At 74.9% G+C, this 20,458-nt stretch carries 22 protein-coding genes, 3 tRNA genes and 2 riboswitches; of the genes, 10 read left to right on the forward strand and 15 right to left on the reverse strand.

The annotated features are described in order from the left end of the window. Window positions 1-26 precede the first annotated feature (26 nt). Complete coding sequence (locus ACRYR8_RS09245) at window positions 27-281, forward strand: hypothetical protein (protein ID WP_432484161.1); 255 nt, start codon at window positions 27-29, stop codon at window positions 279-281. Here ACRYR8_RS09245 and ACRYR8_RS09250 read toward each other — a convergent pair. Further along, a complete protein-coding gene (locus ACRYR8_RS09250) occupies window positions 260-955 on the reverse strand; it encodes an SDR family NAD(P)-dependent oxidoreductase (RefSeq protein WP_432484163.1) in 696 nt (231 codons plus the stop codon). The genes ACRYR8_RS09245 and ACRYR8_RS09250 overlap by 22 nt on opposite strands. Window positions 956-1,057: 102 nt before the next feature. On the opposite strand from ACRYR8_RS09250, the gene ACRYR8_RS09255 reads away from it, so the two are divergent. From ACRYR8_RS09255 to ACRYR8_RS09285, 7 genes are all read left to right on the forward strand, one after another. Beyond that, complete coding sequence (locus ACRYR8_RS09255; protein WP_432484164.1) at window positions 1,058-1,921, forward strand: helix-turn-helix transcriptional regulator; 864 nt, start codon at window positions 1,058-1,060, stop codon at window positions 1,919-1,921. A gap of 48 nt (window positions 1,922-1,969) precedes the next feature. Next, window positions 1,970-3,088: a DNA topoisomerase IB gene (locus tag ACRYR8_RS09260; protein ID WP_432484166.1), complete on the forward strand. Its 1,119-nt coding sequence runs from the start codon at window positions 1,970-1,972 to the stop codon at window positions 3,086-3,088. 62 nt (window positions 3,089-3,150) lie between these two features. Then, window positions 3,151-3,223: transfer RNA gene (locus ACRYR8_RS09265), tRNA-Glu, on the forward strand. Window positions 3,224-3,330: 107 nt separating this feature from the next. After that, window positions 3,331-3,404, forward strand: a tRNA-Asp gene (locus tag ACRYR8_RS09270). Window positions 3,405-3,434: 30 nt separating this feature from the next. Further along, window positions 3,435-3,507: transfer RNA gene (locus ACRYR8_RS09275), tRNA-Phe, on the forward strand. Between the two features lie 99 nt (window positions 3,508-3,606). After that, on the forward strand, window positions 3,607-3,912 hold the full coding sequence (locus ACRYR8_RS09280) for a hypothetical protein (protein ID WP_432484168.1): 306 nt from the start codon (window positions 3,607-3,609) through the stop codon (window positions 3,910-3,912). Then, a complete protein-coding gene (locus ACRYR8_RS09285) occupies window positions 3,909-4,820 on the forward strand; it encodes a GGDEF domain-containing protein (protein ID WP_432484170.1) in 912 nt (303 codons plus the stop codon). The genes ACRYR8_RS09280 and ACRYR8_RS09285 overlap by 4 nt, the downstream gene beginning before the upstream one ends. On the opposite strand, the gene xylB is transcribed toward ACRYR8_RS09285, so the two are convergent. Next, window positions 4,801-6,225, reverse strand: a complete 1,425-nt coding sequence (xylB, locus tag ACRYR8_RS09290; protein ID WP_432484172.1) for a xylulokinase — start codon at window positions 6,223-6,225, stop codon at window positions 4,801-4,803. The genes ACRYR8_RS09285 and xylB overlap by 20 nt on opposite strands. Window positions 6,226-6,419: 194 nt before the next feature. On the opposite strand from xylB, the gene ACRYR8_RS09295 reads away from it, so the two are divergent. Then, window positions 6,420-6,674 carry a DUF3073 domain-containing protein gene (locus tag ACRYR8_RS09295; RefSeq protein WP_432484174.1) on the forward strand — a complete coding sequence of 85 codons (255 nt, stop codon included), beginning with the start codon at window positions 6,420-6,422 and terminating at the stop codon, window positions 6,672-6,674. A 109-nt stretch (window positions 6,675-6,783) separates the two neighbouring features. On the opposite strand, the gene purM is transcribed toward ACRYR8_RS09295, so the two are convergent. From purM to ACRYR8_RS09330, 7 genes are all read right to left on the reverse strand, one after another. Then, window positions 6,784-7,872: a phosphoribosylformylglycinamidine cyclo-ligase gene (gene purM, locus ACRYR8_RS09300; protein ID WP_432484176.1), complete on the reverse strand. Its 1,089-nt coding sequence runs from the start codon at window positions 7,870-7,872 to the stop codon at window positions 6,784-6,786. After that, the gene (gene purF / locus ACRYR8_RS09305) at window positions 7,869-9,368 is read right to left on the reverse strand and encodes an amidophosphoribosyltransferase (protein ID WP_432484195.1); all 1,500 of its coding nucleotides are present in this window, start codon (window positions 9,366-9,368) and stop codon (window positions 7,869-7,871) included. Before purF ends, purM begins: the two co-directional genes overlap by 4 nt. A 108-nt stretch (window positions 9,369-9,476) precedes the next feature. After that, window positions 9,477-9,803 carry a hypothetical protein gene (locus ACRYR8_RS09310; RefSeq protein WP_432484178.1) on the reverse strand — a complete coding sequence of 109 codons (327 nt, stop codon included), beginning with the start codon at window positions 9,801-9,803 and terminating at the stop codon, window positions 9,477-9,479. 23 nt (window positions 9,804-9,826) lie between these two features. Beyond that, entirely contained in the window at window positions 9,827-10,210 is a 384-nt protein-coding gene (locus ACRYR8_RS09315; protein ID WP_432484179.1) for a sterol carrier family protein, read from the reverse strand. Window positions 10,211-10,274: 64 nt separating this feature from the next. Beyond that, window positions 10,275-11,702 carry an L-serine ammonia-lyase gene (locus ACRYR8_RS09320; protein WP_432484196.1) on the reverse strand — a complete coding sequence of 476 codons (1,428 nt, stop codon included), beginning with the start codon at window positions 11,700-11,702 and terminating at the stop codon, window positions 10,275-10,277. Window positions 11,703-11,707: 5 nt separating this feature from the next. After that, window positions 11,708-12,814: a glycine cleavage system aminomethyltransferase GcvT gene (gene gcvT / locus ACRYR8_RS09325; protein ID WP_432484180.1), complete on the reverse strand. Its 1,107-nt coding sequence runs from the start codon at window positions 12,812-12,814 to the stop codon at window positions 11,708-11,710. A 44-nt stretch (window positions 12,815-12,858) separates the two neighbouring features. Then, window positions 12,859-12,947, reverse strand: a riboswitch (glycine riboswitch). A 10-nt stretch (window positions 12,948-12,957) separates the two neighbouring features. Then, window positions 12,958-13,036, reverse strand: a riboswitch (glycine riboswitch). Window positions 13,037-13,130: 94 nt separating this feature from the next. After that, the gene (locus tag ACRYR8_RS09330) at window positions 13,131-13,520 is read right to left on the reverse strand and encodes a tautomerase family protein (protein ID WP_432484181.1); all 390 of its coding nucleotides are present in this window, start codon (window positions 13,518-13,520) and stop codon (window positions 13,131-13,133) included. A 160-nt stretch (window positions 13,521-13,680) separates the two neighbouring features. Between ACRYR8_RS09330 and ACRYR8_RS09335 the strand changes: the two genes are divergently transcribed. Then, window positions 13,681-14,331, forward strand: coding sequence for a maleylpyruvate isomerase family mycothiol-dependent enzyme (locus tag ACRYR8_RS09335; protein WP_432484182.1), 651 nt, complete (start codon window positions 13,681-13,683; stop codon window positions 14,329-14,331). A gap of 69 nt (window positions 14,332-14,400) precedes the next feature. Here the strand turns inward: ACRYR8_RS09335 and ACRYR8_RS09340 are convergent, their stop codons facing one another. The 6 genes from ACRYR8_RS09340 to ACRYR8_RS09365 form a co-directional block, all read right to left on the reverse strand. Continuing rightward, window positions 14,401-15,255 carry a sugar phosphate isomerase/epimerase family protein gene (locus ACRYR8_RS09340; RefSeq protein WP_432484183.1) on the reverse strand — a complete coding sequence of 285 codons (855 nt, stop codon included), beginning with the start codon at window positions 15,253-15,255 and terminating at the stop codon, window positions 14,401-14,403. A 14-nt stretch (window positions 15,256-15,269) separates the two neighbouring features. Continuing rightward, window positions 15,270-16,316, reverse strand: a complete 1,047-nt coding sequence (locus ACRYR8_RS09345; RefSeq protein ID WP_432484185.1) for a Gfo/Idh/MocA family protein — start codon at window positions 16,314-16,316, stop codon at window positions 15,270-15,272. 8 nt (window positions 16,317-16,324) lie between these two features. Next, window positions 16,325-17,200, reverse strand: a complete 876-nt coding sequence (locus tag ACRYR8_RS09350; protein WP_432484187.1) for an ATP-binding cassette domain-containing protein — start codon at window positions 17,198-17,200, stop codon at window positions 16,325-16,327. 7 nt (window positions 17,201-17,207) lie between these two features. Continuing rightward, window positions 17,208-18,269, reverse strand: coding sequence for an ABC transporter permease (locus tag ACRYR8_RS09355; protein WP_432484188.1), 1,062 nt, complete (start codon window positions 18,267-18,269; stop codon window positions 17,208-17,210). 7 nt (window positions 18,270-18,276) lie between these two features. Beyond that, window positions 18,277-19,275: a sugar ABC transporter substrate-binding protein gene (locus ACRYR8_RS09360; protein WP_432484189.1), complete on the reverse strand. Its 999-nt coding sequence runs from the start codon at window positions 19,273-19,275 to the stop codon at window positions 18,277-18,279. A 138-nt stretch (window positions 19,276-19,413) separates the two neighbouring features. Next, window positions 19,414-20,310 (reverse strand): sugar phosphate isomerase/epimerase family protein, encoded by an 897-nt coding sequence (locus ACRYR8_RS09365; protein WP_432484190.1) that lies wholly within the window; start codon window positions 20,308-20,310, stop codon window positions 19,414-19,416. Between the last annotated feature and the right edge of the window lie 148 nt (window positions 20,311-20,458).

Consider the following 20,458-nt stretch of genomic DNA (forward strand, 5'->3'; position numbering starts at 1 on the left):
GCGGGCGGCGGGCGCACCATCGGGGCATGGAGGACGCAGCGGTCCGCGCGAGGCACGGCATCCCCACCGGCGTGCTGCGCGACGCCGACCGGTCCGGGCGCGCCCTGCGCGTCAGCGCCCACCCCGACGCCGACCGGGTGGTGCTCTCCACCTGGCAGGGCACCTCGTGCGTGTCCACCGTCCGGCTGGACCGCGCCGAGGTCGTCGAGCTGCTCGCGGCCCTGGGGGCGGCGCTGCTGCCGCCCCCGGGGCCGGGCGGTCACCAGGGCACGACGCCGTAGCGGTCGCGGAACACCCCCGTCGGCCCGTCCGGCCCGATCGTCGCCAGCTCGACGATCGCGTCGGCGCCCTCCGCGACGCTCTGGGTGCCGCTGTGGCCGTTGAAGTCGGTCGCGGTGTACCCCGGGTCGGCGGCGTTGACCTTCACACCCGGCAGCGCCTTGGCGTACTGGGTCGTCAGCATCGTCACAGCGGCCTTGGACGACGTGTAGAGCGGGGCCACGAGCTGCGACTCCACGCGGGAGGTGTCGTGGGTGGCCGTGAACGAGCCCATCCCGCTGCTGACGTTGACGATCACCGGGTTCGCCGAGCGCCGCAGCAGCGGCAGGAAGGCGTGCGTGACCTGCACGACGCCGATGACGTTGACGTCGAGCACGGCGGCAGCGGCAGCGGCGGTGAGCTCCTCGGCGGGCACGAGGGGCCCGGGCACCCCGGCGTTGTTGACGAGGACGTCCAGGGCGCCCTCGTGCTCGGCGACGTCGGCGGCCGCCGCGGCCACCGAGGCGTCGTCGGTGACGTCGAGGTGGACGAAGCGCGCACCGAGCCGCTCGGCGGCGGCCCGGCCGCGCTCGGGGTCGCGGGCGCCGAGCAGGACGGTGTGGCCGGCGGCGGTGAGGCGGCGGGCGGTCTCGAACCCGAGGCTGCGGTTGGCCCCGGTGATGAGGGTCGTGGTCATGCCCCCACGCTGGACGGTCCGCGCCGCCCCGGCCAGGGCCGTCGCGACGGGGGGACCGGTGGTACCAGGCCGGGCCCGGCGCCGGCGGGCGAGGATGGGCCGGTGCCCGAGCAGCGTCCCGAGACCCTCGCCACGGCTCTGCGCCGCTGGCGCGACCGGCTCTCCCCCCGCGACGTCGGCCTGCCGGAACGGCCCGGCCGGCGGGCGCCGGGGCTGCGCCGCGAGGACCTGGCCGACCTGGCCGGGCTGTCCGTGGACTACGTCGTGCGCCTCGAGCAGGGCCGGGCGGTGAACCCCTCGGCGCAGGTCGTCGGCGCCCTGGCCCGGGCGCTGCAGCTGGACCGCGCCGAGCGCGACCACCTGCACCGCCTGGCGGGCCTGCTGCCCCCGGCGGACGGGCTGGTCGACGGCCACGTGCCCCCCGGGGTGCAGCGGGTGGTGGCGCGGCTGGGCGACCTGCCCGTGGCCGTCTTCGCCGCCGACTGGACCCTGTTGTCCTGGAACCGGCCGTGGGCGGCGCTGCTGGGTGAGCCCGGCCCCGACCGCAACCTCGCCCTGGCCGTCTTCGGCCTGGCTCCCGGCGTGAGCGGGTCCACGGTCGGGCACGACGACGACGCCCTGGCCGCGGCCCTCGTCGCGGACCTGCGCACCGTCGCGGCGGCGCACCCGCGCGACCGCGGTCTCGCGGACCTGCTGGCGCGGCTGCGCACCGGCAGCCCCCGCTTCGCCCGGCTGTGGGACGCCGGCGCGGTGGGCGCGCACGTCTCGGCCCGCAAGACGGTCCACCACCCACGGGTCGGTGACCTGCTGCTGGACTGCGACGTGCTGACGGCCCCCGGCAGCGACGTCCGCGTCGTCGTCTACTCGGCCGTCCCCGGCTCGCCCGACGCCGAGGCGCTGGAGTTCCTGCGGGTCACCGCCGGTACCGGCCCCGTGCCCTCGGCCGCTCCGACGGCCGGGGGCTGAGCGCACCGCCGAGGTGCGGCGGGGGCGCGCGCTGCGCACCATCGTGGAGTGCCCCGCCTGCGCCGCGTCTCCAGCTCCTCCCCCGGCTTCACCCGCCGGCGCCGCGGTCGCGGCTGGACGTACTTCGACACCACCGGCGAGCGCATCACCGACCCCGCGGTGATCGAGCGCATCTCGAAGCTGGCGGTCCCGCCCGCCTACACCGACGTGTGGATCTGCCCGTACCCCAACGGGCACCTGCAGGCCGCCGGCACCGACGACCGCGGCCGGCGCCAGTACCGCTACCACGAGCAGTGGCGCGCCGAGCGCGACCGCGCCAAGCACGACCGGGTGCTCGAGGTCGCCGCGCAGCTGCCGCGCGCCCGCGAGGTCGTGCAAGGACACCTGCAGCTGCCCGGGGCGCCGCGCGAGCGGGTGCTGGCGGCGGCGTTCCGGCTGCTGGACCTGGGGTTCTTCCGCGTCGGCGGCGACGCGTACGCCGAGGAGAACGGCTCCTACGGGTTGGCCACGCTGAAGCGCGAGCACGTGGTGCAGCACGGCGGTGAACTGGTGTTCCGCTACGTCGCCAAGTCCGGCAAGGAACGCACGGCCGTCATCGCCGACCCGGCCGTGGTGGAGGTCGTGCGCACCCTCAAGCGCCGCCGCGGCGGGGGCGAGGACCTGCTGGCGTGGAAGGACGGCGGCCGCTGGCACGACGTGACCAGCGACGACGTCAACGCCTACCTGCACGAGACCATCGGCCCGGACGTGTCCGCCAAGGACTTCCGCACCTGGCACGCGACCGTCCTGGCGGCGGTGGCGCTGGCGGTGTCGCTGCCGGCCGCCACGACCCCGACGGCGCGCAAGCGGGCGGTGACCCGGGCGGTGGCGGAGGTCTCGGAGTACCTGGGCAACACGCCGTCGGTGTGCCGCAGCAGCTACGTCGACCCGCGCGTGGTGGACCTGTTCGACGACGGGGTGACGATCGCCCCGGCGCTGGAGCAGCTGGGCGAGGACGCCGCGTTCGGGCACCCGGCCACCCACGGGGCCGTGGAGCGGGCGGTGCTGGACCTGCTGCACACCGACCCGGTGGCGGTCTCCCGGGCGCTCGCGCGGGGCGGCCGAGCCCCGGTCCGCTCGCGGCGCCTGTCCGTGCCCGGCGACCAGGGCGCCGCCGCGGCCGCGTGAGCGGGGAGCGGCAGCACGCCGGCACCCCCTATGCTGGAAGGGCTCCCTCGACGGGGAGCTGCGCCCTCATCGTCTAGTGGCCTAGGACGCCGCCCTTTCAAGGCGGTAGCACGGGTTCGAATCCCGTTGGGGGTACGCGGTCGGCACCCGCCGGCCCGGCGCGCGGGTTCGTGTCACGAGCACGGCCGCGGATCGGGTACTGTTGGTCCCGCAAGCGAGCAAGACAAGCAAGGCCTCCTTGAGGCCCCGTAGCGCAGTTGGTTAGCGCGCCGCCCTGTCACGGCGGAGGTCGCGGGTTCGAGTCCCGTCGGGGTCGCTCGTCGTGCCGGTTGATCCGGCCCGGCACGGCCAGGTAGCTCAGTTGGTAGAGCGTCCGACTGAAAATCGGAAGGTCAGCGGTTCGACCCCGCTCCTGGCCACCTGAGTCCTCCCGATGAAGGCCACCGCGGAACGCGGTGGCCTTTCGCGTGCCCGGCACCGCCCGTGCGTCCGGGAACCGGCCTGGGTAACCTGCCGCCGTGCCCCGCACCCCCACCTCCCCCGTCGTCGCCGGCGCCGTGCTCGGCGGGTACGCGATCGGCCGCGGCACCGGCGACCGCAAGCTCGCCGGCGCGGCCCTGCTCGCCGCGCTGGGCTGGTCGGCACCCCGCTGGGCCACCGCCTCCGTCCCCCTGGCCGCGGGGCTGACCGCCGGCACCCTCGCCCTCGTGGGTCTCTCGCACCCCCTGTCCCGGCGCGTGGGCCCCTGGCCCGCCGTCCTGGCCTCCACGGCCGCCGCGGGGCTCCTCGCCGCCGTCGGCGACGGAGCCGCGAGACGCCGGTGAGCCCACCCGGGGGCGGCCGCACCGACTGGCGGACCCTCGTCGAGCACGGGCCGGCCACCGCCGTCCTGTCCGGCAGCGTCGTCACCTGGGCCTCCGCGTCGGCGCACGCCCTCGTGGGGACCGCCGCGGGCGGGCTGACCGGGCGGGACGCGCTGGGCCTGCTGGTGAAGGCTGACCGGCCCCGCGCGCGCCACGCCCTGGCGATAGCGCGCCGACACCCGCACGTGCAGCACCCACCGCTGCGGGTCCGGCTGGAGCCCCGCCCCGATCGGCTGGAGGTGGCGGCGCGCGCCCTGGCCGGCGGGCAGGTCCTCGTCGTGGCGTGGGACGTGACCGCGCGCCTGCGCCGCGAACGCGAACTGCGCCACCGCGCCGGCCACGACGAGCTGACCGGCCTGCCCAACCGGGCCCTGCTGGCCGACCGCTGGGAGGTGGCCCGGGCCCGATCCTCACGCACCCCCGGCCGGGGGACGTTCGTGCTCGTCTGCGACGTGGACGGGCTCAAGCAGGTCAACGACGAGCACGGCCACGCCGCGGGGGACGCGCTCCTGCGGGACGTGGCGCGGGCGCTGAGCGCGCACGTGCGCCCGGGCGACACGGTGGCCCGCACCGGCGGCGACGAGTTCGTCGTCCTGGTGGACCAGGTCGGCGCCGACCACGTCGAGGAGCTGGCCGCCCGGCTGCGCGGGGACGCCCCCGCCGGGGCGGGCGCCGGCGTGCGGGTGTCGGTGGGCTGGGCCGCGGACTGCCCCACCCGCTCACCCGTCTCCGTGCTGGCGGAGGCGGACGCGCGCATGTACGCCGACAAGCGCGCCGCCCGCGAGCGGGCGGGCGGCGCGCTGCCCGCCCCCCGGGCCCCCGGGGAACCCGCCGGGGCCGCCGAGGCCGTCAGGGACGCTGAGCCGTGAGCTCCCGCACCTGCGCGTAGCGCTCCCGCACGACGGGCAGGGGGTCCGCCTCGAAGGTCTCCGTGCCGCCCAGCGCCCACTCCGGCGGCTGCGCGGCACCGGAGAGCACCCACGCCGCCTGCCGGGCCGCGCCGTCGGCGACGTACTCCCCCGGTGCCGGCACCACGACGGGGCGGCCGAGCACCGCAGGCGCCAGGCGCCGCACGGCCTCCGAGCGTGCCCCGCCCCCGACCAGCAGCACCCTCCGCACGGGCACGCCCTGGGCGACGAGGGCGTCCAGGCCGTCGGCGAGCCCGCACAGCAGGCCCTCCACGACCGCGCGGGCCAGGTGCGCGGGCGTGGAGGTCTCCAGCGTCAGCCCGTGCAGGGCGCCGGTGGCGTCGGGTCGCACGGGCGTGCGCTCGCCCTCCAGGTAGGGCACCAGGACCAGGCCGCCGGCACCGGCGGGGGCGCTCAGCGCCAGCCGGGACAGCTCGGCGTGGTCCACCCCCAGCAGCCGGGCCGCCGCGTCCAGGACGCGCGCGGCGTTGAGCGTGCACACCAGCGGCAGGTGCCGGCCGGTGGCGTCGGCGAAACCGGCGACGGCACCGGTCGGGTCGTGGGTGGCCACGTCGCTGACGGCGCTGACGACGCCGGAGGTGCCGATGGACACCACGACGTCACCGGTCCGGGCCCCCACCCCCAGGGAGGCGGCCATGTTGTCGCCCGTACCGGGGCCGAGCAGGGCCCCGCGGCTCAGCTCCCCGGCGCTCTCGCCGGCGCTCGCGTGCGGGGCGAGCACCTCCGGCAGCCGCGGACGGGCGCCGAAGGCGCGTTCGAGCAGGTCGGGACGGTACTCGCCGGTGGAGGCCGAGAAGTAGCCGGTGCCGCTGGCGTCACCGCGGTCGGTCACCAGCGGGGCCCCGGCGGCGGACCCGCCGGCCAGGCGGTGGGTGAGCCAGTCGTGCGGCAGGCAGACGCTGCGGGTGCGGGCGGCCGCCTCCGGCTCGTTCTCGGCGACCCAGCGCAGCTTGGTGATCGTCAGCGAGGCCACGAGGACGCTGCCGACCTGCTCCGCCCACGCCCGGGGGCCACCGAGCTCCGCCGTCAGGTCCTGCGCCGCCCGGGCGGAGCGCCCGTCGTTCCACAGCAGCGCCGGGCGCACCACGGCGCCGTCCTCGTCCAGCAGGACGGACCCGTGCTGCTGGGCGCCGACCGCCACGGCGCCCACGTCGTCGAGGCCACCGGCGTCCGCGACGGCGGTGCGCAGCGCCTCCCACCAGCGCTCGGGGTCCACCTCGGTGCCCTCGGGGTGCGAGGCGCGGCCCGTGCGCAGCAGGCGCCCCGTGGCGGCCTCCCGCACGACCACCTTGCAGGACTGCGTCGAGGAGTCGATCCCGGCCACCGTGGGCGAGCTGCGCGGCATGGGGGCCATGCAACACCACGCACCGCGACCGCGGGGCACCCCCTCGGACCCCGCCCTCCCCCGTCCGGCCGCGCGGCGCGCGGACCGGGATGCCGGAAGCTCTCGCGAACCTGTACGGTTGGCACCACGGAGAGATGACAGCTACTCCGGGGTCCTCACAGCGGCCCCGGCCGACGCGCGAGGGGGTCGACGCCATGGGGCGCGGCCGTCAGAAGGCCAAGCAGACGAAGGTCGCTCGGCAGCTGAAGTACTTCAGCCCGCAGACTGACTACAACGCGTTGCAACGCGAGCTGCACGGTCCTGACCCGTTCCGCCAGTCCGGACCTGCACCTGCAGAAGTCCCGGAGGCGCCGGAGACGGACGAGGACGAAGTCGACGACACCGACGACTGGTCCCGCTACTCCGCCACGGACGACTACGAGGACTGGGCGACCAAGCGTCGCGCCTGACCTCCCGTCCACGGCACCGCTGCCGAGTCCCCGCCGCTCCGCGCGGCGGAGGGTCGGCGCACCGCGGCAGCACCGCACCAGTGGGGCGTGGCACTGCTCCGGAGGACCCTCACCAACCCTGGTGGGATCCCCGGAGCAGCGCCACGCCCCCTGCCACGCCCTTGCCGTTGCTGTCGCCGTCGTCCTCACGACGCGCCCGGACCCGGCCGCACACCCACGCGGGGATCCCCGCCGCCTCCACGGAAGCCACCACGGCGTCCGCGCTGGCGGGGTCGACCACGGCCAGCATGCCCACCCCCAGGTTGAGGGTGCGCTCCATGTCGTCGGCGGGCACCCGGCCCAGGTCACGGACCAGTGAGAACACCACACCCGGCGTCCAGGTGGAGCGGTCGACCTCCGCGGTGACGCCCGCCGGCAGGCAGCGGGCCAGGTTGGCGGCCAGCCCCCCGCCGGTGACGTGGCTCATGGCGTGCACCCCGCCGGTGGCGAGGGTGGCCAGCACCGGCCGGGCGTAGATGCGAGTGGGCTCCAGCAGCTCCTCGCCCAGGGTGCGGCCGAACTCGTCGACGTGCCGGTCGTAGGACCAGCCGGCGTCGGCGAACACGCGGCGCACCAGCGAGTACCCGTTGGAGTGCAGGCCCGAGGAGGCCATCGCCACGAGCACGTCGCCCTCGCGCACCCGTTCGGCGCCCAGCAGCTCGTCGGCCTCCACGGCGCCGGTCACCGCGCCGGCGACGTCGTACTCGTCGGGACCCAGCAGACCGGGGTGCTCGGCGGTCTCGCCGCCGACGAGGGCCACGCCGGCCTCCTCGCAGGCGCGGGCGATGCCCGCCACGATGCCGGCCGTCCGCTCGGGCACCACGCGACCGCAGGCGATGTAGTCGGTCATGAACAGCGGGGTCGCCCCGCACACGACGACGTCGTCGACGACCATGCCGACCAGGTCGGCGCCGATGGTGTCGTGCTTGCCCACCGCCTGCGCGACGGCGACCTTGGTGCCCACCCCGTCGGTGCTGGTGGCCAGCAGCGGCCGGCGGAAGCCCTTCAGCGCGCTGACGTCGTACAGCCCGGCGAAGCCGCCGAAGCCGCCGACCACGTCGGGGCCGTGGGTGCGGGCCACCGAGGCCTTCATGAGCTCGACGGCGCGGTCACCGGCCACGACGTCGACACCGGCGGCTGCGTAGGTGGTGCCGGTCACCGGCGGGCTCCCGAGTGGGTGGGGTGCGAGGGGTGCACGGGGGTGATGGGCAGGCGGGGCTTGTCCAGGGCGTGCTCGCCCAGGCGCTGCAGGTCGGGCACGGGCACCGGGTAGCTGCCGCTGAAGCAGGCGCTGCACAACCGCTCGGCGGGCTGGTCCGTGGCGGCGATCATGCCCTCGGGCGAGATGTACCCCAGGGAGTCGGCACCGATGCTGGTGCGCACGTCGTCCACGCCGAGGCCGGTGGCGATCAGCTCGGCGCGGGTGGCGAAGTCGATGCCGTAGAAGCACGGCCACGTCACCGGCGGGGAGGAGATGCGCACGTGGATCTCCGCCGCACCGGCCTCGCGCAGCATCCGGATGAGGGCGCGCTGGGTGTTGCCGCGCACGATGGAGTCGTCCACCACGACCAGCCGCTTGCCCTGCACGACGTGCTTGAGCGGGTTGAGCTTCAGGCGGATGCCGAGCTGGCGGATCGTCTGGCTGGGCTGGATGAAGGTGCGGCCCACGTAGGCGTTCTTCACCAGCCCCTGCCCGTAGGGGATGCCGGACTCCTCGGCGTAGCCGATCGCGGCGGGGGTCCCGGACTCGGGCGTGGGGATGACGAGGTCCGCCTCGACGGGGTGCTCGCGGGCCAGCGTGCGGCCCATCTCGACGCGGGCCTCCTGCACGACCTTGCCGTTGATGGTGGTGTCGGGCCGGGCGAGGTAGACGTACTCGAAGACGCACCCCTTGGGCCTGGCCTCGGCGAACCGGCTCGAGCGCAGGCCGTCGGCGTCCACGGCGATGAGCTCTCCGGGCTCGACCTCGCGCACGACGCTGGCGCCGACGATGTCCAGGGCGGCGGTCTCGGAAGCCACGACCCAGCCGCGGTCCAGCCGGCCCAGCACCAGCGGCCGGATGCCCTGCGGGTCGCGCGCCGCGTACAGGGTGCGCTCGTCCATGAAGACGAGGCTGAAGGCGCCCTCGACGTGCGGCAGCACCTCCAGGGCCGTGGCCTCCAGGGTGTGGTCGGGGTCGCCGGCGAACAGCGCCGTGATCAGCGCGGTGTCGGTGGTGTTGCCGCGGGCGATCTCGCCGGAGCCGGCGCGGCCGGCGGTCCCGTCGGGGTAGCGCTCGGCGATCAGCTCTCGCAGCCGGAAGGCGTTGGTGAGGTTGCCGTTGTGCGCCAGGGCGACCGTCCCGCCGGCGGTCGCGCCGAGGGTGGGCTGGGCGTTCTGCCAGCCGGCGCCCCCCGCGGTGGAGTAGCGGGTGTGCCCGACGGCGATGTGCCCCTGCAGGGACTCCAGGGCCGCCTCGTCGAACACCTGCGAGACCAGCCCGGTGTCCTTGAACACGAGGATCTGCTCGCCGTTGCTCACAGCGATGCCGGCGGCCTCCTGACCCCGGTGCTGCAGGGCGTACAGGCCGTAGAAGGCGAGCTTGGAGACTTCTTCACCGGGGGCCCAGACCCCGAAGACGCCGCAAGCGTCCTGGGGGCCCTTCTCACCGGGCATGAGGTCGTGGTTAAGACGTCCGTCACCGCGGGCCACGTCCCGAGTGTGGCACACCCCCGCCACCCGGACGCACTCGTGGACGGGGGCGGCGCACCCGCCGCACCGGTTTCAGCGCGGGCCGCGCCGCCCGCTCCGGGTCCGGTCGGCCAGCACCGCCACCAGGCCGCCGAGCAGCGCCCCCACGACGCCGAAGGCGACGAACAGGTACCCGAAGAGAGCCCGCTGGGAGTAGCCGCCGGCGGGCGGGGTCAGCGCCGCCACGACCGCCGCGGCGACGAAGGCGACGACGACACCGGTGAGGATGAAGGCGCGGAACCGGGGCGCACGCCGGCGCGTCACCTGGACCAGCCGGGTGGCCTCCTGCGGTTCGCGCTGCTCCTGCCGGCCGTCCCCGGGCGCCGGGGCGTCCTGCGGCCCGTGCTCCTGCTCGCTCACCCGCGCCACGGTACGCGGCCCGCTCAGGTCCCCGGAGCGGTGACCGGCAGCAGCTCACCGAGGTCGGCGCGCTCGCCGCTGGCACGCACCCGGCCGCCGGCGCGCGCGTCCTCGAAGGCCAGCCGGCCGGCGGCCAGCTGGAGCCAGGTCAGCGGGTCGGTCTCGACCACGGCGGGCGGGGTGCCGCGGGTGTGCCGGGGGCCCTGGACGACCTGGACGGCGGCGAACGGCGGCACCCGCACCTCCACGCTGCCGCCGGGGTGGCGGACGGCGAGCTCCTCCAGCGTGAAGCGCACGGCGGCGGCCAGCACGGCCCGCTCGGGCGCCCCGCCGGCGTCCACGGCCTCCAGGGCGGCGCGCAGCGCGGCGCGGCCCTGCTCGGGGTCGGTGCGGCGGCGTGGGGGCACCGGGCCACCGTGCCACCCCGCCCGGCACCCCGCACCGGCACCCCGCAGCTCATCACCCCGCAGCTCAGCACTCCGGGACGTTGACCCCCACCGCGGCGGCCGGTGCCCGGTGCGCGCCCACGACGGTCAGGGCGAGCCCGCCGCGGGAGGTCTCCTTGTACTCCGAGCGCATGTGCGCACCGGTGGCGCGCACCGTGGCGATCGCGGCGTCGAGGCTGACGACGTGGGTGCCGTCACCGCGCAGCGCGGTGCGCGCGGCGTGGATGGCGGTGGTGGCGCCCACGGCGTTGCGCTCGATGCAGGGGATCTGCACGAGCCCGCCGACGGGGTCGCAGGTCAGGCCCAGGTGGTGCTCGATCGCGATCTCGGCGGCGTTCTCCACCTGCTCGGGGGTGCCGCCGAGGACCGCGGTCAGCCCGGCGGCGGCCATGGCGCTGGCCGAGCCCACCTCCCCCTGGCAGCCCACCTCGGCGCCGGAGATGGAGCCGGTCTCCTTCAGCACGACGCCGATGCCGCCGGCGGCGAGCAGGAAGTCCACGGTGCTCGCGTCGTCGGCGCCGGGGGTGAAGCGTCGGTGGAAGTGCAGCACGGCCGGCACGATCCCGGCGGCGCCGTTGGTGGGGGCGGTGACGACCCGGCCGCCGGCGGCGTTCTCCTCGTTGACGGCGAGCGCGTACAGGCTGACCCAGTCCATCGCGCGCAGCGGGTCGGCGCCGGCGTCGCACCGCTCCTCCTCGGCGAGCAGCTGGCGGTGCAGCCCCGGGGCGCGGCGGCGCACGCCCAGACCGCCGGGCAGGGTGCCCCCGCTCGCCAGGCCGCGCTGCACGCAGGCGGCCATGGCGCCGAACACCTCCAGCAGGCCGGCGTCGACCTCGGCGCGGCTGCGGCGGTGCTCCTCGTTGCGGCGCACCAGGCCCGCCACCCCCAGGCCGGTGCGCCGGCACTGCTCGAGCAGTTCGGCGCCGGTGCGGAAGGGGTGCGGCAGGTCGTCGCCGGGACCGGCGAGCGGCGCGGCGTCGTCCAGCGGGTCGTCGCGCACGAACCCGCCGCCGACGGAGTAGGAGGTTCGCCGCAGCAGGACGCCGCCGGCCCGGTCCAGGGCGGTGAACACCATCCCGTTGGGGTGGGCGGGCAGCGCCTCGCGCAGCAGGCGCACGTCGGCGTCCGGGTCGAAGCGCACCCGGTGCCGGCCCAGGAGGGGAAGTTCGCCGGAGGCGCGCACGGCGGCCAGCAGTGCCGGGACGGCGTCCGGGTCCACCTCCTCGGGGCGCTCGCCGAGCAGCCCCAGGACGGCGGCGGAGTCGGAGCCGTGGCCGCGGCCGGTGGCGCCGAGGGAACCGTGCAGGTCCACCCGCACGGCGGCGACCCGTTCCAGCACGCCGTCGTCGGCCAGGGCCCGCGCGAAGAGCAGCGCGGCGCGCATCGGGCCGACGGTGTGGGAGCTGGAGGGGCCGATGCCGATGGAGAACAGGTCGAAGACGCCGACGGGCACGGGGTTCACCGGGCCCGTCGGTAGAAGGGCAGCTCGACCACCTCGACGGGCTCGGGACGCCCGCGCACGTCCACGGCGAGCGCGGTGCCGGGCGCCGAGAGGCCGTTCTCGACGTACGCCATGGCGACGGGGTGCCCCAGGGTCGGCGAGAGCGCGCCGCTGGTGACGGTGCCCACCGGGCGCCCCTCGTGCAGCACGGGGTACCCGTGGCGCCCGGCCCGCCGCCCGGTGCCGCGCAGCCCGACGAGGACGCGCTCGGGGGTGCGCTGCGCGAGACGCTCCAGCGCGGCGCGGCCGGGGAAGGCCGCCGGCTTGTCGAGCTTGACGACACGGCCGAGGCCGGCGGCGTACGGGTCGACGTCGCGGGACAGCTCGTGCCCGTGCAGCGGCATCCCGGCCTCCAGGCGCAGGGTGTCGCGGCAGGCGAGGCCGCAGGGCACGGCGCCGTGGGCGCGGCCGGCGCTCAGCAGCGCCTCCCACGCGGCGGGGGCGTGGGCGGCGGGCAGGACCACCTCGAAACCGTCCTCGCCGGTGTAGCCGGTGCGGGCCAGCAGCACGTCCTCGGCGCCGTCCGGGGTGCGCAGGGCGGTGGGCGTGCAGCGGTAGTGGCCGAGGGCGCCGAGGTCGGCGTCGACGAGCTCGCCGACGACCAGGGCGGCGGTGGGGCCCTGCACGGCGAGCAGGGCGGTGCCCGCGGACTCGTCGGTGACGGTGGCGTCGAAACCGGCGGTGCGGGCGGTCAGCTCGCGGGCGACGAGGCCGGCGTTGGAGGCGTTGGCGACGACGAGGAACTCCTGCTCGCCGAGGCGGTAGGTGACGAGGTCGTCGAGGATGCCGCCGTCCTCGTCGACGATCAGGCCGTAGGCGGCGCGGCCCGGCGGCATGGCCGAGGGGCGCCCGACGAGCGCGGCGTCGAGGGCGTCGCCGGCCTGCGGGCCGCTCACGCGCACCTCGCCCATGTGGGTCAGGTCGAACACGCCGGCGGTGGCACGCACGGCGCGGTGCTCGGCGAGGTCGGAGGCGTAGCGCACGGGCACGGACCAGCCGGCGAAGTCGGTGAACGCGGCACCCAGGGCGGCGTGCGCCTCGTGCAGCGGGGAGGTGCGGGACACGGGCGGGCTCCTTCCGGGCGCGGCCGCCGGGCGCGGCCGCGTGGACCCCCTCTGTCGCGGCACCTGAGAGCTTCGCGCCGTGCGGCGCTTTCCCCGTCGGTGAGGGTCGTGGGGACCCTGCTTTCCAGAGCGGCCTGCCCGTGGCGGTCCTGGGGACCTGAGAGGTTCCGGGGTGGTTGCTCCTTCGGTGCCCGCCGCTGGTGCGCGTCGGGGCTCTCCCGCCCGGGTGCGTGGCCTGGTGTTGGGTTGTGACGTGCAGCCGCCAGCGTCCCACGGGCCGCGCGCCGCGGGCCAGCGCCCGCCGGAGGAGCCGCCCTCAGAGCTCGCCGGTGAGGAACTGGGCGCGACCGTGGCCGAAGGACCAGTCGGCGTCGGAGTTCTCGGTGATCGAGACGACGACGTCGCCGGGGCCGGTGCCGCACGCGCGCTCCAGGTGGTCCACGAGCAGGGCGTAGAAGCGCTCCTTCTGCTCGCGCGTGCGCGGGCGGCTGGTCACCTGCAGGACGACGACGTCGTCGGTGCGCGGGATGCCGAGGCCGGTGTCGTGGACGACCAGTTCGCCGGGGGCGTGCTGGTGGACGACCTGGTAGCGGTCGCCGTCGGGGACTTCGAAAGCCTCCACGACGGCGGCGTGGGCTGCGTCGAGCAGGCTGGTCAGCGCCTCGGGGGTGCGGCCGGCGACGAGGTCGAAGCGGAGCAGCGGCACGGGATCCTCCTCTTATATGTAGTTACATGTTGACACATTTGGCGAGCGACTGGAGGGTCTCCCGGCCGACGCGGCCCAGGGGCCGCGGACCGGTGAGTCCTCCGCGCGGCCCGGGTCACCCCACCGGGACCCGTACCCGTACCCGTACCCGGAGGACGCCGTGACCACCACCACCTCGCGCGACACCCTGTGGGCGGCCGCGCACGCCGAGCGCGCCGCCCTGGCCGACGACCTCGCCGGCCTCGACGACGCCGAGTGGTCCAGGCCCTCGCTGTGCGGGCGCTGGAGGGTCGAGGAGGTCGTCGCGCACCTGACCGCGGCGGCGAGCACGGGGCGGTCGCGCTGGCTGGCGAGCATGGCCGGGGCCCGCTTCGACCCGGGCGTGCACAACGACCGGCGCCTGGCCGAACAGCTCGGCGTCACGCCCGCGCAGACGCTGGAGCGGTTCCGCGCGGTGGTCACCAGCACCACGGCACCCACCGGGCACACCGCGGCGTGGCTGGGCGAGGTCGTCGTGCACGCCCAGGACGTGCGCCGGCCGCTCGGGCTCACGGGTGGGCCGCCGGTCCCCGTGGTCACCGAGGTCGCGCGGTTCTTCACGGCCCGCGACTTCACGGTGGACGGCCGCAGCGCGGTGCGGGGGCTGCGGCTGGAGGCCACCGACGGCCCGTTCACGACCGGCGCGGGGGCGCCGGTCCGCGGCACGACGCTCGCGCTGACCATGGCCGTCGCCGGCCGGGGGGCGTTCTGCGACGAGCTGACCGGGCCGGGCGTCGCGCTGCTGCGCGCCAGGTGCGCGCTCGCCCGCTGACCGCGCCGCCCGCCGGACGCCCGAGGGGGCGGGTGCCTCGGCACCCGCCCCCTCGTCCCCACGACCCGTTCACCAGCGGTCGACGTACTCCTGGATCTTCTCGCGCATGAAGCGGCTGGACGCCTCGCGCCTCTCCTCCCAGGCGAAGACGCTCGCGCACAGCGCCCCGTCGAAACCGACCTCGCCCAGGGCGGTGAAGATGCCGTCGAAGTCCACCTCACCCTCACCGATGTCGAGGTGCTGGTGGACGCGCGCCGTGGATCCCGGCGGGTTGACGATGTAGCGCAGGCCGGAGGAGCCGCGGGGGTCGAACGTGTCGGCCACGTGCACGTGCCGCACGAGGTCGCCGGCGTAGCGGATGACGCCCGGGCCGTCGCCGCCCTGGTGGAAGGTGTGCGGGGTGCAGTAGACGAACCCCACCCAGGGCCGGTCCAGGCCGCGCACCAGGTCCACGGCGCGGAAGCCGTCCTCGACGAAATCGTCGGGGTGCGGCTCCAGTCGCAGCTCGACCCCGGCGGACTCGAAGACGGGCGCCAGCTCCTCGAAGGAGTCGAGGAAGCGGGCCTCGCTGGCCTCGGGCAGCTCCGGGCGGCCGTTGAACTCCGACTGCACGACGGGCACCCCCAGCTCGGTGGTGACCTCGACGATGCGCTTGATGTTGCGCACCGCCTGCTTGCGCTCGTCCTCACCGGGGCCGGACCAGCGCTGCACGAACTGCGTGGAGCACACGCCGACACCGGCGGCGTCCAGCGCCGCGCGGAACTTCCGGACCGTGGCCAGGTCCACGCGCGGGTGGCGGAAGAAGGGGATGAAGTCCTCGCGCGGCGAGAGCTCGATCCACTCGTAGCCGAGGTCGGCCACCAGCGCCGGCAGCTCCAGGAGCGGCACGTCGCGGAACATGTACGTGTCCAGGGCGATCTGCATCGTCGTCAGCCTCCTCAGGCGCGGGCGCCGAGGTCCACCTCGACGCGCCGACCGGTGCGCAGGGACTCCACTCCGGCGGCGCAGACGGCGGCGGCGGCGTAGCCGTCCCACACCCCCGGGCCGTCGATGCCCGCGCCGCTGCGGACGGCGTCCACCCAGCGCTGGAACTCCGCGTCGTAGGCGGCGCCGAAGCGCTCCTTGAAGTCGGCGGCGATGCCCCCGCCCCACCCGGCGCTGGAGTGCTCGACCAGACCGACACCCAGGCCGATCCTCGCGCTGCCGCGCTCGGCGACCAGCTCGGTGCGGACCTCGTAGCCGAACGTGGTGTTGACGAAGATCTCCACGTCGACCAGGGCGCCGCTCTCCGTCTCCATGAGGACGAACTGCGGGTCCTGCAGGCCCTCGGGAGCGTGGGAGGTGCGCCCGGGCTTGAACACCGTGATGGCGGTGATCTCCTCACCGAGCAGGAAGCGGGCCACGTCGACCTCGTGCACCACCGAGTCGAGGATGAGCATCTCGGAGGAAAAGTTCGGCGGGGTGGTCGCGTTGCGGTGGGCGCAGTGCAGGAACAGCGGGCGGCCCAGCTCCTGCGAGGCGATGAGCGAGCGCAGCTGCTCGTACTCGGCGTCGAAGCGGCGCATGAACCCGACCTGGACGAGCTGGCGCCCCAGGGCGCGCTCGGCCTCCACGACCTTGCGGGAGGTCTCCGGCGAGGTCGTCAGCGGCTTCTCGCACAGGGTCGGCTTGCCGGCATGCAGGGCCTTGAGCACGAGGTCCTCGTGGGTGAAGCCGGGGGTGGCGATGACGACGGCGTCCACCTCGGGGTCCTCGATGGCCGCGACCGGGTCGTGCAGGGCGCGCACGCCGAACTCGGCGGCCACCGCGTCGGTGCGGGCCCCGTCCACGTCGCTGACCGCGACGAGCCGCGCGCCCTTGGTCAGCTGCGCCAGGCGGCGGGCGTGGTCCTGCCCCATCATCCCGACGCCGAGCACGGCGACGCGGAGGTCCCGGTCGTAGCCCTCGCGAGCGGTGTGCGGGGTCGTCTGCGTCGCCGTGCTCATCGGTGTCGTCACCTTCCGGTCGTGCGGGCCGCCGTCAGGCCGGCGGCGTTCTCGGGGGTCTCACCGGGGACGGAGAGCTCGTGGCTCAGGGCCTCGAGCTCCGCGCCGCCGGCCATCTCGTTGGTGAGCTCGTCCAGCGTGATCTCCTGCCGCGACTTGTCCAGCGAGACGTGGCCGCGGTTGAGGATCACGAAGTGGTTGCCCACCAGGTAGGCGTGGTGCGGGTTGTGGGTGATGAAGATGACGCCAAGGCCCGCGTCGCGGGCCTTGGCGACGTACTTCAGCACCACGCCGGACTGCTTGACGCCCAGGGCGGCGGTCGGCTCGTCGAGGATGAGCACCTTGGCGCCGAAGTAGATCGCCCGTGCGATGGCGATGCACTGGCGCTGGCCGCCGGAGAGGGCGCCGACGGGGCGTTCGAGGTCGGGCACGTTGATGCCCATCTTCGTCAGCTCCTCGTCGGTGATCTCCATCATGCGCTTGACGTCGAGGCGCTTGAAGGGGCCGAAGCCGGTGGTGAGCTCGGAGCCGAGGAAGAAGTTGCGCCAGATCGACATCAGGGGCACGAGCGCGAGGTCCTGGTACACGGTGGCGATGCCGCGCTCGAGCGACTCGCGCGGGGAGGAGAAGCTCACGGCCTCGCCGTTGACCTCCACCGTGCCCTCGGTGTGCCGGTGCAGGCCGGCGACGATCTTGATGAGGGTCGACTTCCCGGCCCCGTTGTCACCGAGCACGCAGGTGATCTCGCCCTGCTTGACCGACAGCGACACCCCGCGCAGGGCGTGGACGTTGCCGTAGCTCTTGCCGACGTCCGTCAGGCGCAGGATCTCGGTGTTCGGGGAGTGCCCGGAGCCGCCGGTCCGGTCGTGGGTCTCGGTGCTCATCGGTCCCTCACCTCTTCGCGGCCTGGTTCTTGACGACCAGGTTGACGATCGTGGCCAGCAGGAGCATCACGCCGAGGAACAGCTTGAACCAGTTCGCGTCCCAGCCCGCGTAGACGATGCCCAGGCTCGTCATGCCGAAGATCAGGGCACCGACGGCCGAGCCGACGGCCGAGCCGTACCCGCCGGTGAGCAGGCACCCGCCGACGACGGCGGCGATGATGTAGATGAACTCCTGGCCGACGCCGCCGCCGGACTGGATGGAATCGAAGCTGAACAGCTGGTGCATGCCGACGAACCAGCCGCAGAAGCCGACGGCCATGAACAGGCCGATCTTCGTCTTCTTGACGGGGACGCCGACGGCGCGGGCGGCGGCCTTGTCACCGCCGGCCGCGAAGATCCAGTTGCCCACCCGGGTGCGCAGCAGCGTCCAGGTGGCGACCGCCACGAAGAGGATCCACCAGAGGACGGTGATCCTGATCCCGACGCCGCCGACGTCGATCGTCGAGGCGAACACGGCGCGGGCGGAGTCCCAGCCGTCCATGTCGGAGACCGCGCTGGAGGAGACGCCGCCGGTCAGCAGCTTCGTCACGCCCAGGTTGATGCCCTGCAGCATGAAGAACGTGCCCAGGGTGATGAGGAAGCTGGGCAGACCGGTCCGCATCAGCAGCCAGCCGTTGAAGGCGCCGATGGCCAGGGCCACCAGGAGCGAGACGACGACGCCGACCCACAGGTTCAGGCGCAGCTGGTACGAGAACGTCGCCGCCGTCAGCGCCGTGGTGGTCACGACGACACCGGCGGACAGGTCGAACTCCCCGCCGATCATCAGCAGGGCGACCGCCACGGCCATGATGCCGATGGTCGACCCCGCGTAGGCGACCGTGGCCAGCGAGGAGGCCTGCCGGAAGGTGGGGGCGACCGCGCAGAAGAGGATGAACACCGCGAGGGCGCCGATGAGGGAGCCGATCTCGGGCCGGGACAGCAGCCGGGAGGCGAACGACCGGGTCCTGACCCGGTCGTCGCGGTCGCGGACCGCGGGACCGGCGCTGGGTGTGGTGACGGAGGTGCTCACGAGGACCTCACCTGGTCCCGCCGGCGGCGAACTCCGCCACGCGGTCGACGTTGGTGGAGTCGATGAACGACGGCCCCGTCAGGGTCGCCTGCCCACCACCGATGGTGTTGCCGTTGGTGTTGTACAGCCACAGCGAGTCCACCGCCAGGTACCCCTGCAGGTACGGCTGCTGGTCGATCGCCCACTGCACGTCGCCGTCCTGGACGGCGCCGATCAGCTCTGAGTTGGTGTCGAAGGTGACCACCTGCGCGTCGCTGCCGGCGGCGTCGACCGACTGCACCGCCGTCATGGCGAAGGGCGCACCCAGGGTGACGACCCGGTCGATGCTCGGGGACTGCTGCAGCTTGGAGGTGATCGCCTGCTGCACCGAGGGCATGTCGGTGCCCGTCACGTACAGGACCTCGCTGGTGCCGTTGAACGTGTTGTCCACACCCCGGCAGCGGGCCTCCAGGCCGACGTGGCCCTGCTCCTGGATGACGCACAGCTCGTGCTGGGCGCCCTCCTCGGTGAGGCGGGTGCCGGCGGCCTCGCCGGCCAGCTCCTCGTCCTGGCCGAAGTAGCCCACGGCGCCGGAGTCCTGCCACTCCTCGAAGCCGCCGTTGAACGCGACGACCGGGATGCCGGCGTCCACGGCCCTCTGCACGACCGGGTTCAGCGCGTCCGCCTTGGCCAGCGTCACGGCGATGCCGTCCACGCCGGAGTCGATCGCGCTCTGCACGAGGTTGACCTGGTCGCCGGCCTCGGGGGCGCCCTGGAAGTTCAGCTCGACGTTGTCCTTCGCCGCGGCGTCCTCGGCACCGGAGCGGACGATGTCCCAGAACGTGTCCCCCGGCGCCGCGTGGGTGATCATGGCGATCTCCATGCGCGGCGTGTCGGCGACCCCCGCGGCGGCGCCGTCGGCGCCCTCGTCGGCGGGGCGCCCACCGGAGGAGCTGCAGCCGGTCATCGTCATCGCGGCCACGGCCACGAAGGCGGCGGTGGCGGTCCTGCGCGAGCGAATCCTCATCGATCCGTTCCCTTCTCCTCGGGCGTCGGCCGCCCGCTGGGGTGGAGCCCGCTGTTCCTCAGCGGGGTGGTGCGGGGGTGCAGGTGGTGCAGGTGGTGCAGGTGTCCGTGGCCCCGTCCCGGGGCGGGGGCCCCGGGCTCAGGCCTGCGGGAGGCGGCAGGAGCGCAGGTACGAGAAGGTGCGGCGGGCGATGGGCAGCGGAGCGTCGAAGGCGACCGGGTACAGGTCCTGCTCGACGATGGCGAAGACGTCACGCCCCAGATCTTCCAGCGCGTCGAGGATCGGCGGCATCTCGGGGACCCCTCGCGGCGGCTCCACCATCGCCCCGAGCTTGACGGCGTCGCCGAACCCGAGGTCGTCCTCCTTCACCTTCGCGACCACCTGCGGGTCGACCTGCTTGAGGTGGGCGTAGGCGATGCGGTCGGGGTAGCGGCGGATGATCTCCAGGTTGTCCCCGCCGGAGTAGGCCACGTGACCGGTGTCCAGGCACAGCTTGACCGCGTCCGGGTCGGTCATCTCCAGGAAGCGCTCGATCTCGTCCTGGGTGTCGACGTGCGTGTCGGCGTGCGAGTGGAAGGCCATCTGCAGGCCGTAGCCGTCCTTGACCGCCCGGCCGAGGCGGTCCATGCCGGAGGCCAGCCGCTGCCAGCCCGCCTCGTCCAGGGTGCGCGGCTCCAGCGCCTCGCCGGTCTTGTCGCTGCGCCACTGGCCGGGGATGACCACCAGGTGGGTGCCGCCCATCGCCCGGGTCAGCTCCGCGACCTGCTCGACCTGGGCCCAGGCCGCGTCGTAGTGGTCGGGGCGGTGCAGGGCGGCGAAGATGGTGCCGGCGGAGACCTTGAGGTTCCGCGGCGCCAGCGCGTCGGCCAGCTGCTGCGGGTCGGTCGGCAGGTAGCCGTACGGACCCAGCTCGATCCACTCGTACCCGGCCCCGGCGACCTCGTCGAGGAAGCGGGGCCACGGGGTCTGCAGCGGGTCGTCGGCGAACCAGACGCCCCAGGAGTCGGGGGCGGACCCGATGGTGATGCGGCTCACTGGCTGAACCCTCCCACGTCGTCGTGCGCTCCTGGCGGAGCGGGCACGGGAACTGTCGCGCGCGGCGCGCGACCTGTCAAGCATTTGTCCAGACATTCTGACCTGATGGGCCGCCACCCGCCCGTCACCGCCGCGCCCCGGGGCGCGG

It is taken from the genome of Kineococcus esterisolvens (assembly GCF_050871405.1).
In the GTDB taxonomy this organism is placed as follows: domain Bacteria; phylum Actinomycetota; class Actinomycetes; order Actinomycetales; family Kineococcaceae; genus Kineococcus.

What these genes read in the sequence shown, in the direction of transcription:
- ACRYR8_RS09245 (WP_432484161.1), top strand. Translation starts at nt 27, where the DNA reads ATGGAGGACGCAGCGGTCCGCGCGAGGCACGGCATCCCCACCGGCGTG.
- ACRYR8_RS09250 (WP_432484163.1), bottom strand. Translation starts at nt 955, where the DNA reads ATGACCACGACCCTCATCACCGGGGCCAACCGCAGCCTCGGGTTCGAG.
- xylB (WP_432484172.1), bottom strand. Translation starts at nt 6,225, where the DNA reads ATGCCGCGCAGCTCGCCCACGGTGGCCGGGATCGACTCCTCGACGCAG.
- ACRYR8_RS09295 (WP_432484174.1), top strand. Translation starts at nt 6,420, where the DNA reads ATGGGGCGCGGCCGTCAGAAGGCCAAGCAGACGAAGGTCGCTCGGCAG.
- purF (WP_432484195.1), bottom strand. Translation starts at nt 9,368, where the DNA reads ATGCCCGGTGAGAAGGGCCCCCAGGACGCTTGCGGCGTCTTCGGGGTC.
- ACRYR8_RS09340 (WP_432484183.1), bottom strand. Translation starts at nt 15,255, where the DNA reads ATGCAGATCGCCCTGGACACGTACATGTTCCGCGACGTGCCGCTCCTG.
- ACRYR8_RS09345 (WP_432484185.1), bottom strand. Translation starts at nt 16,316, where the DNA reads ATGAGCACGGCGACGCAGACGACCCCGCACACCGCTCGCGAGGGCTAC.
- ACRYR8_RS09350 (WP_432484187.1), bottom strand. Translation starts at nt 17,200, where the DNA reads ATGAGCACCGAGACCCACGACCGGACCGGCGGCTCCGGGCACTCCCCG.
- ACRYR8_RS09360 (WP_432484189.1), bottom strand. Translation starts at nt 19,275, where the DNA reads ATGAGGATTCGCTCGCGCAGGACCGCCACCGCCGCCTTCGTGGCCGTG.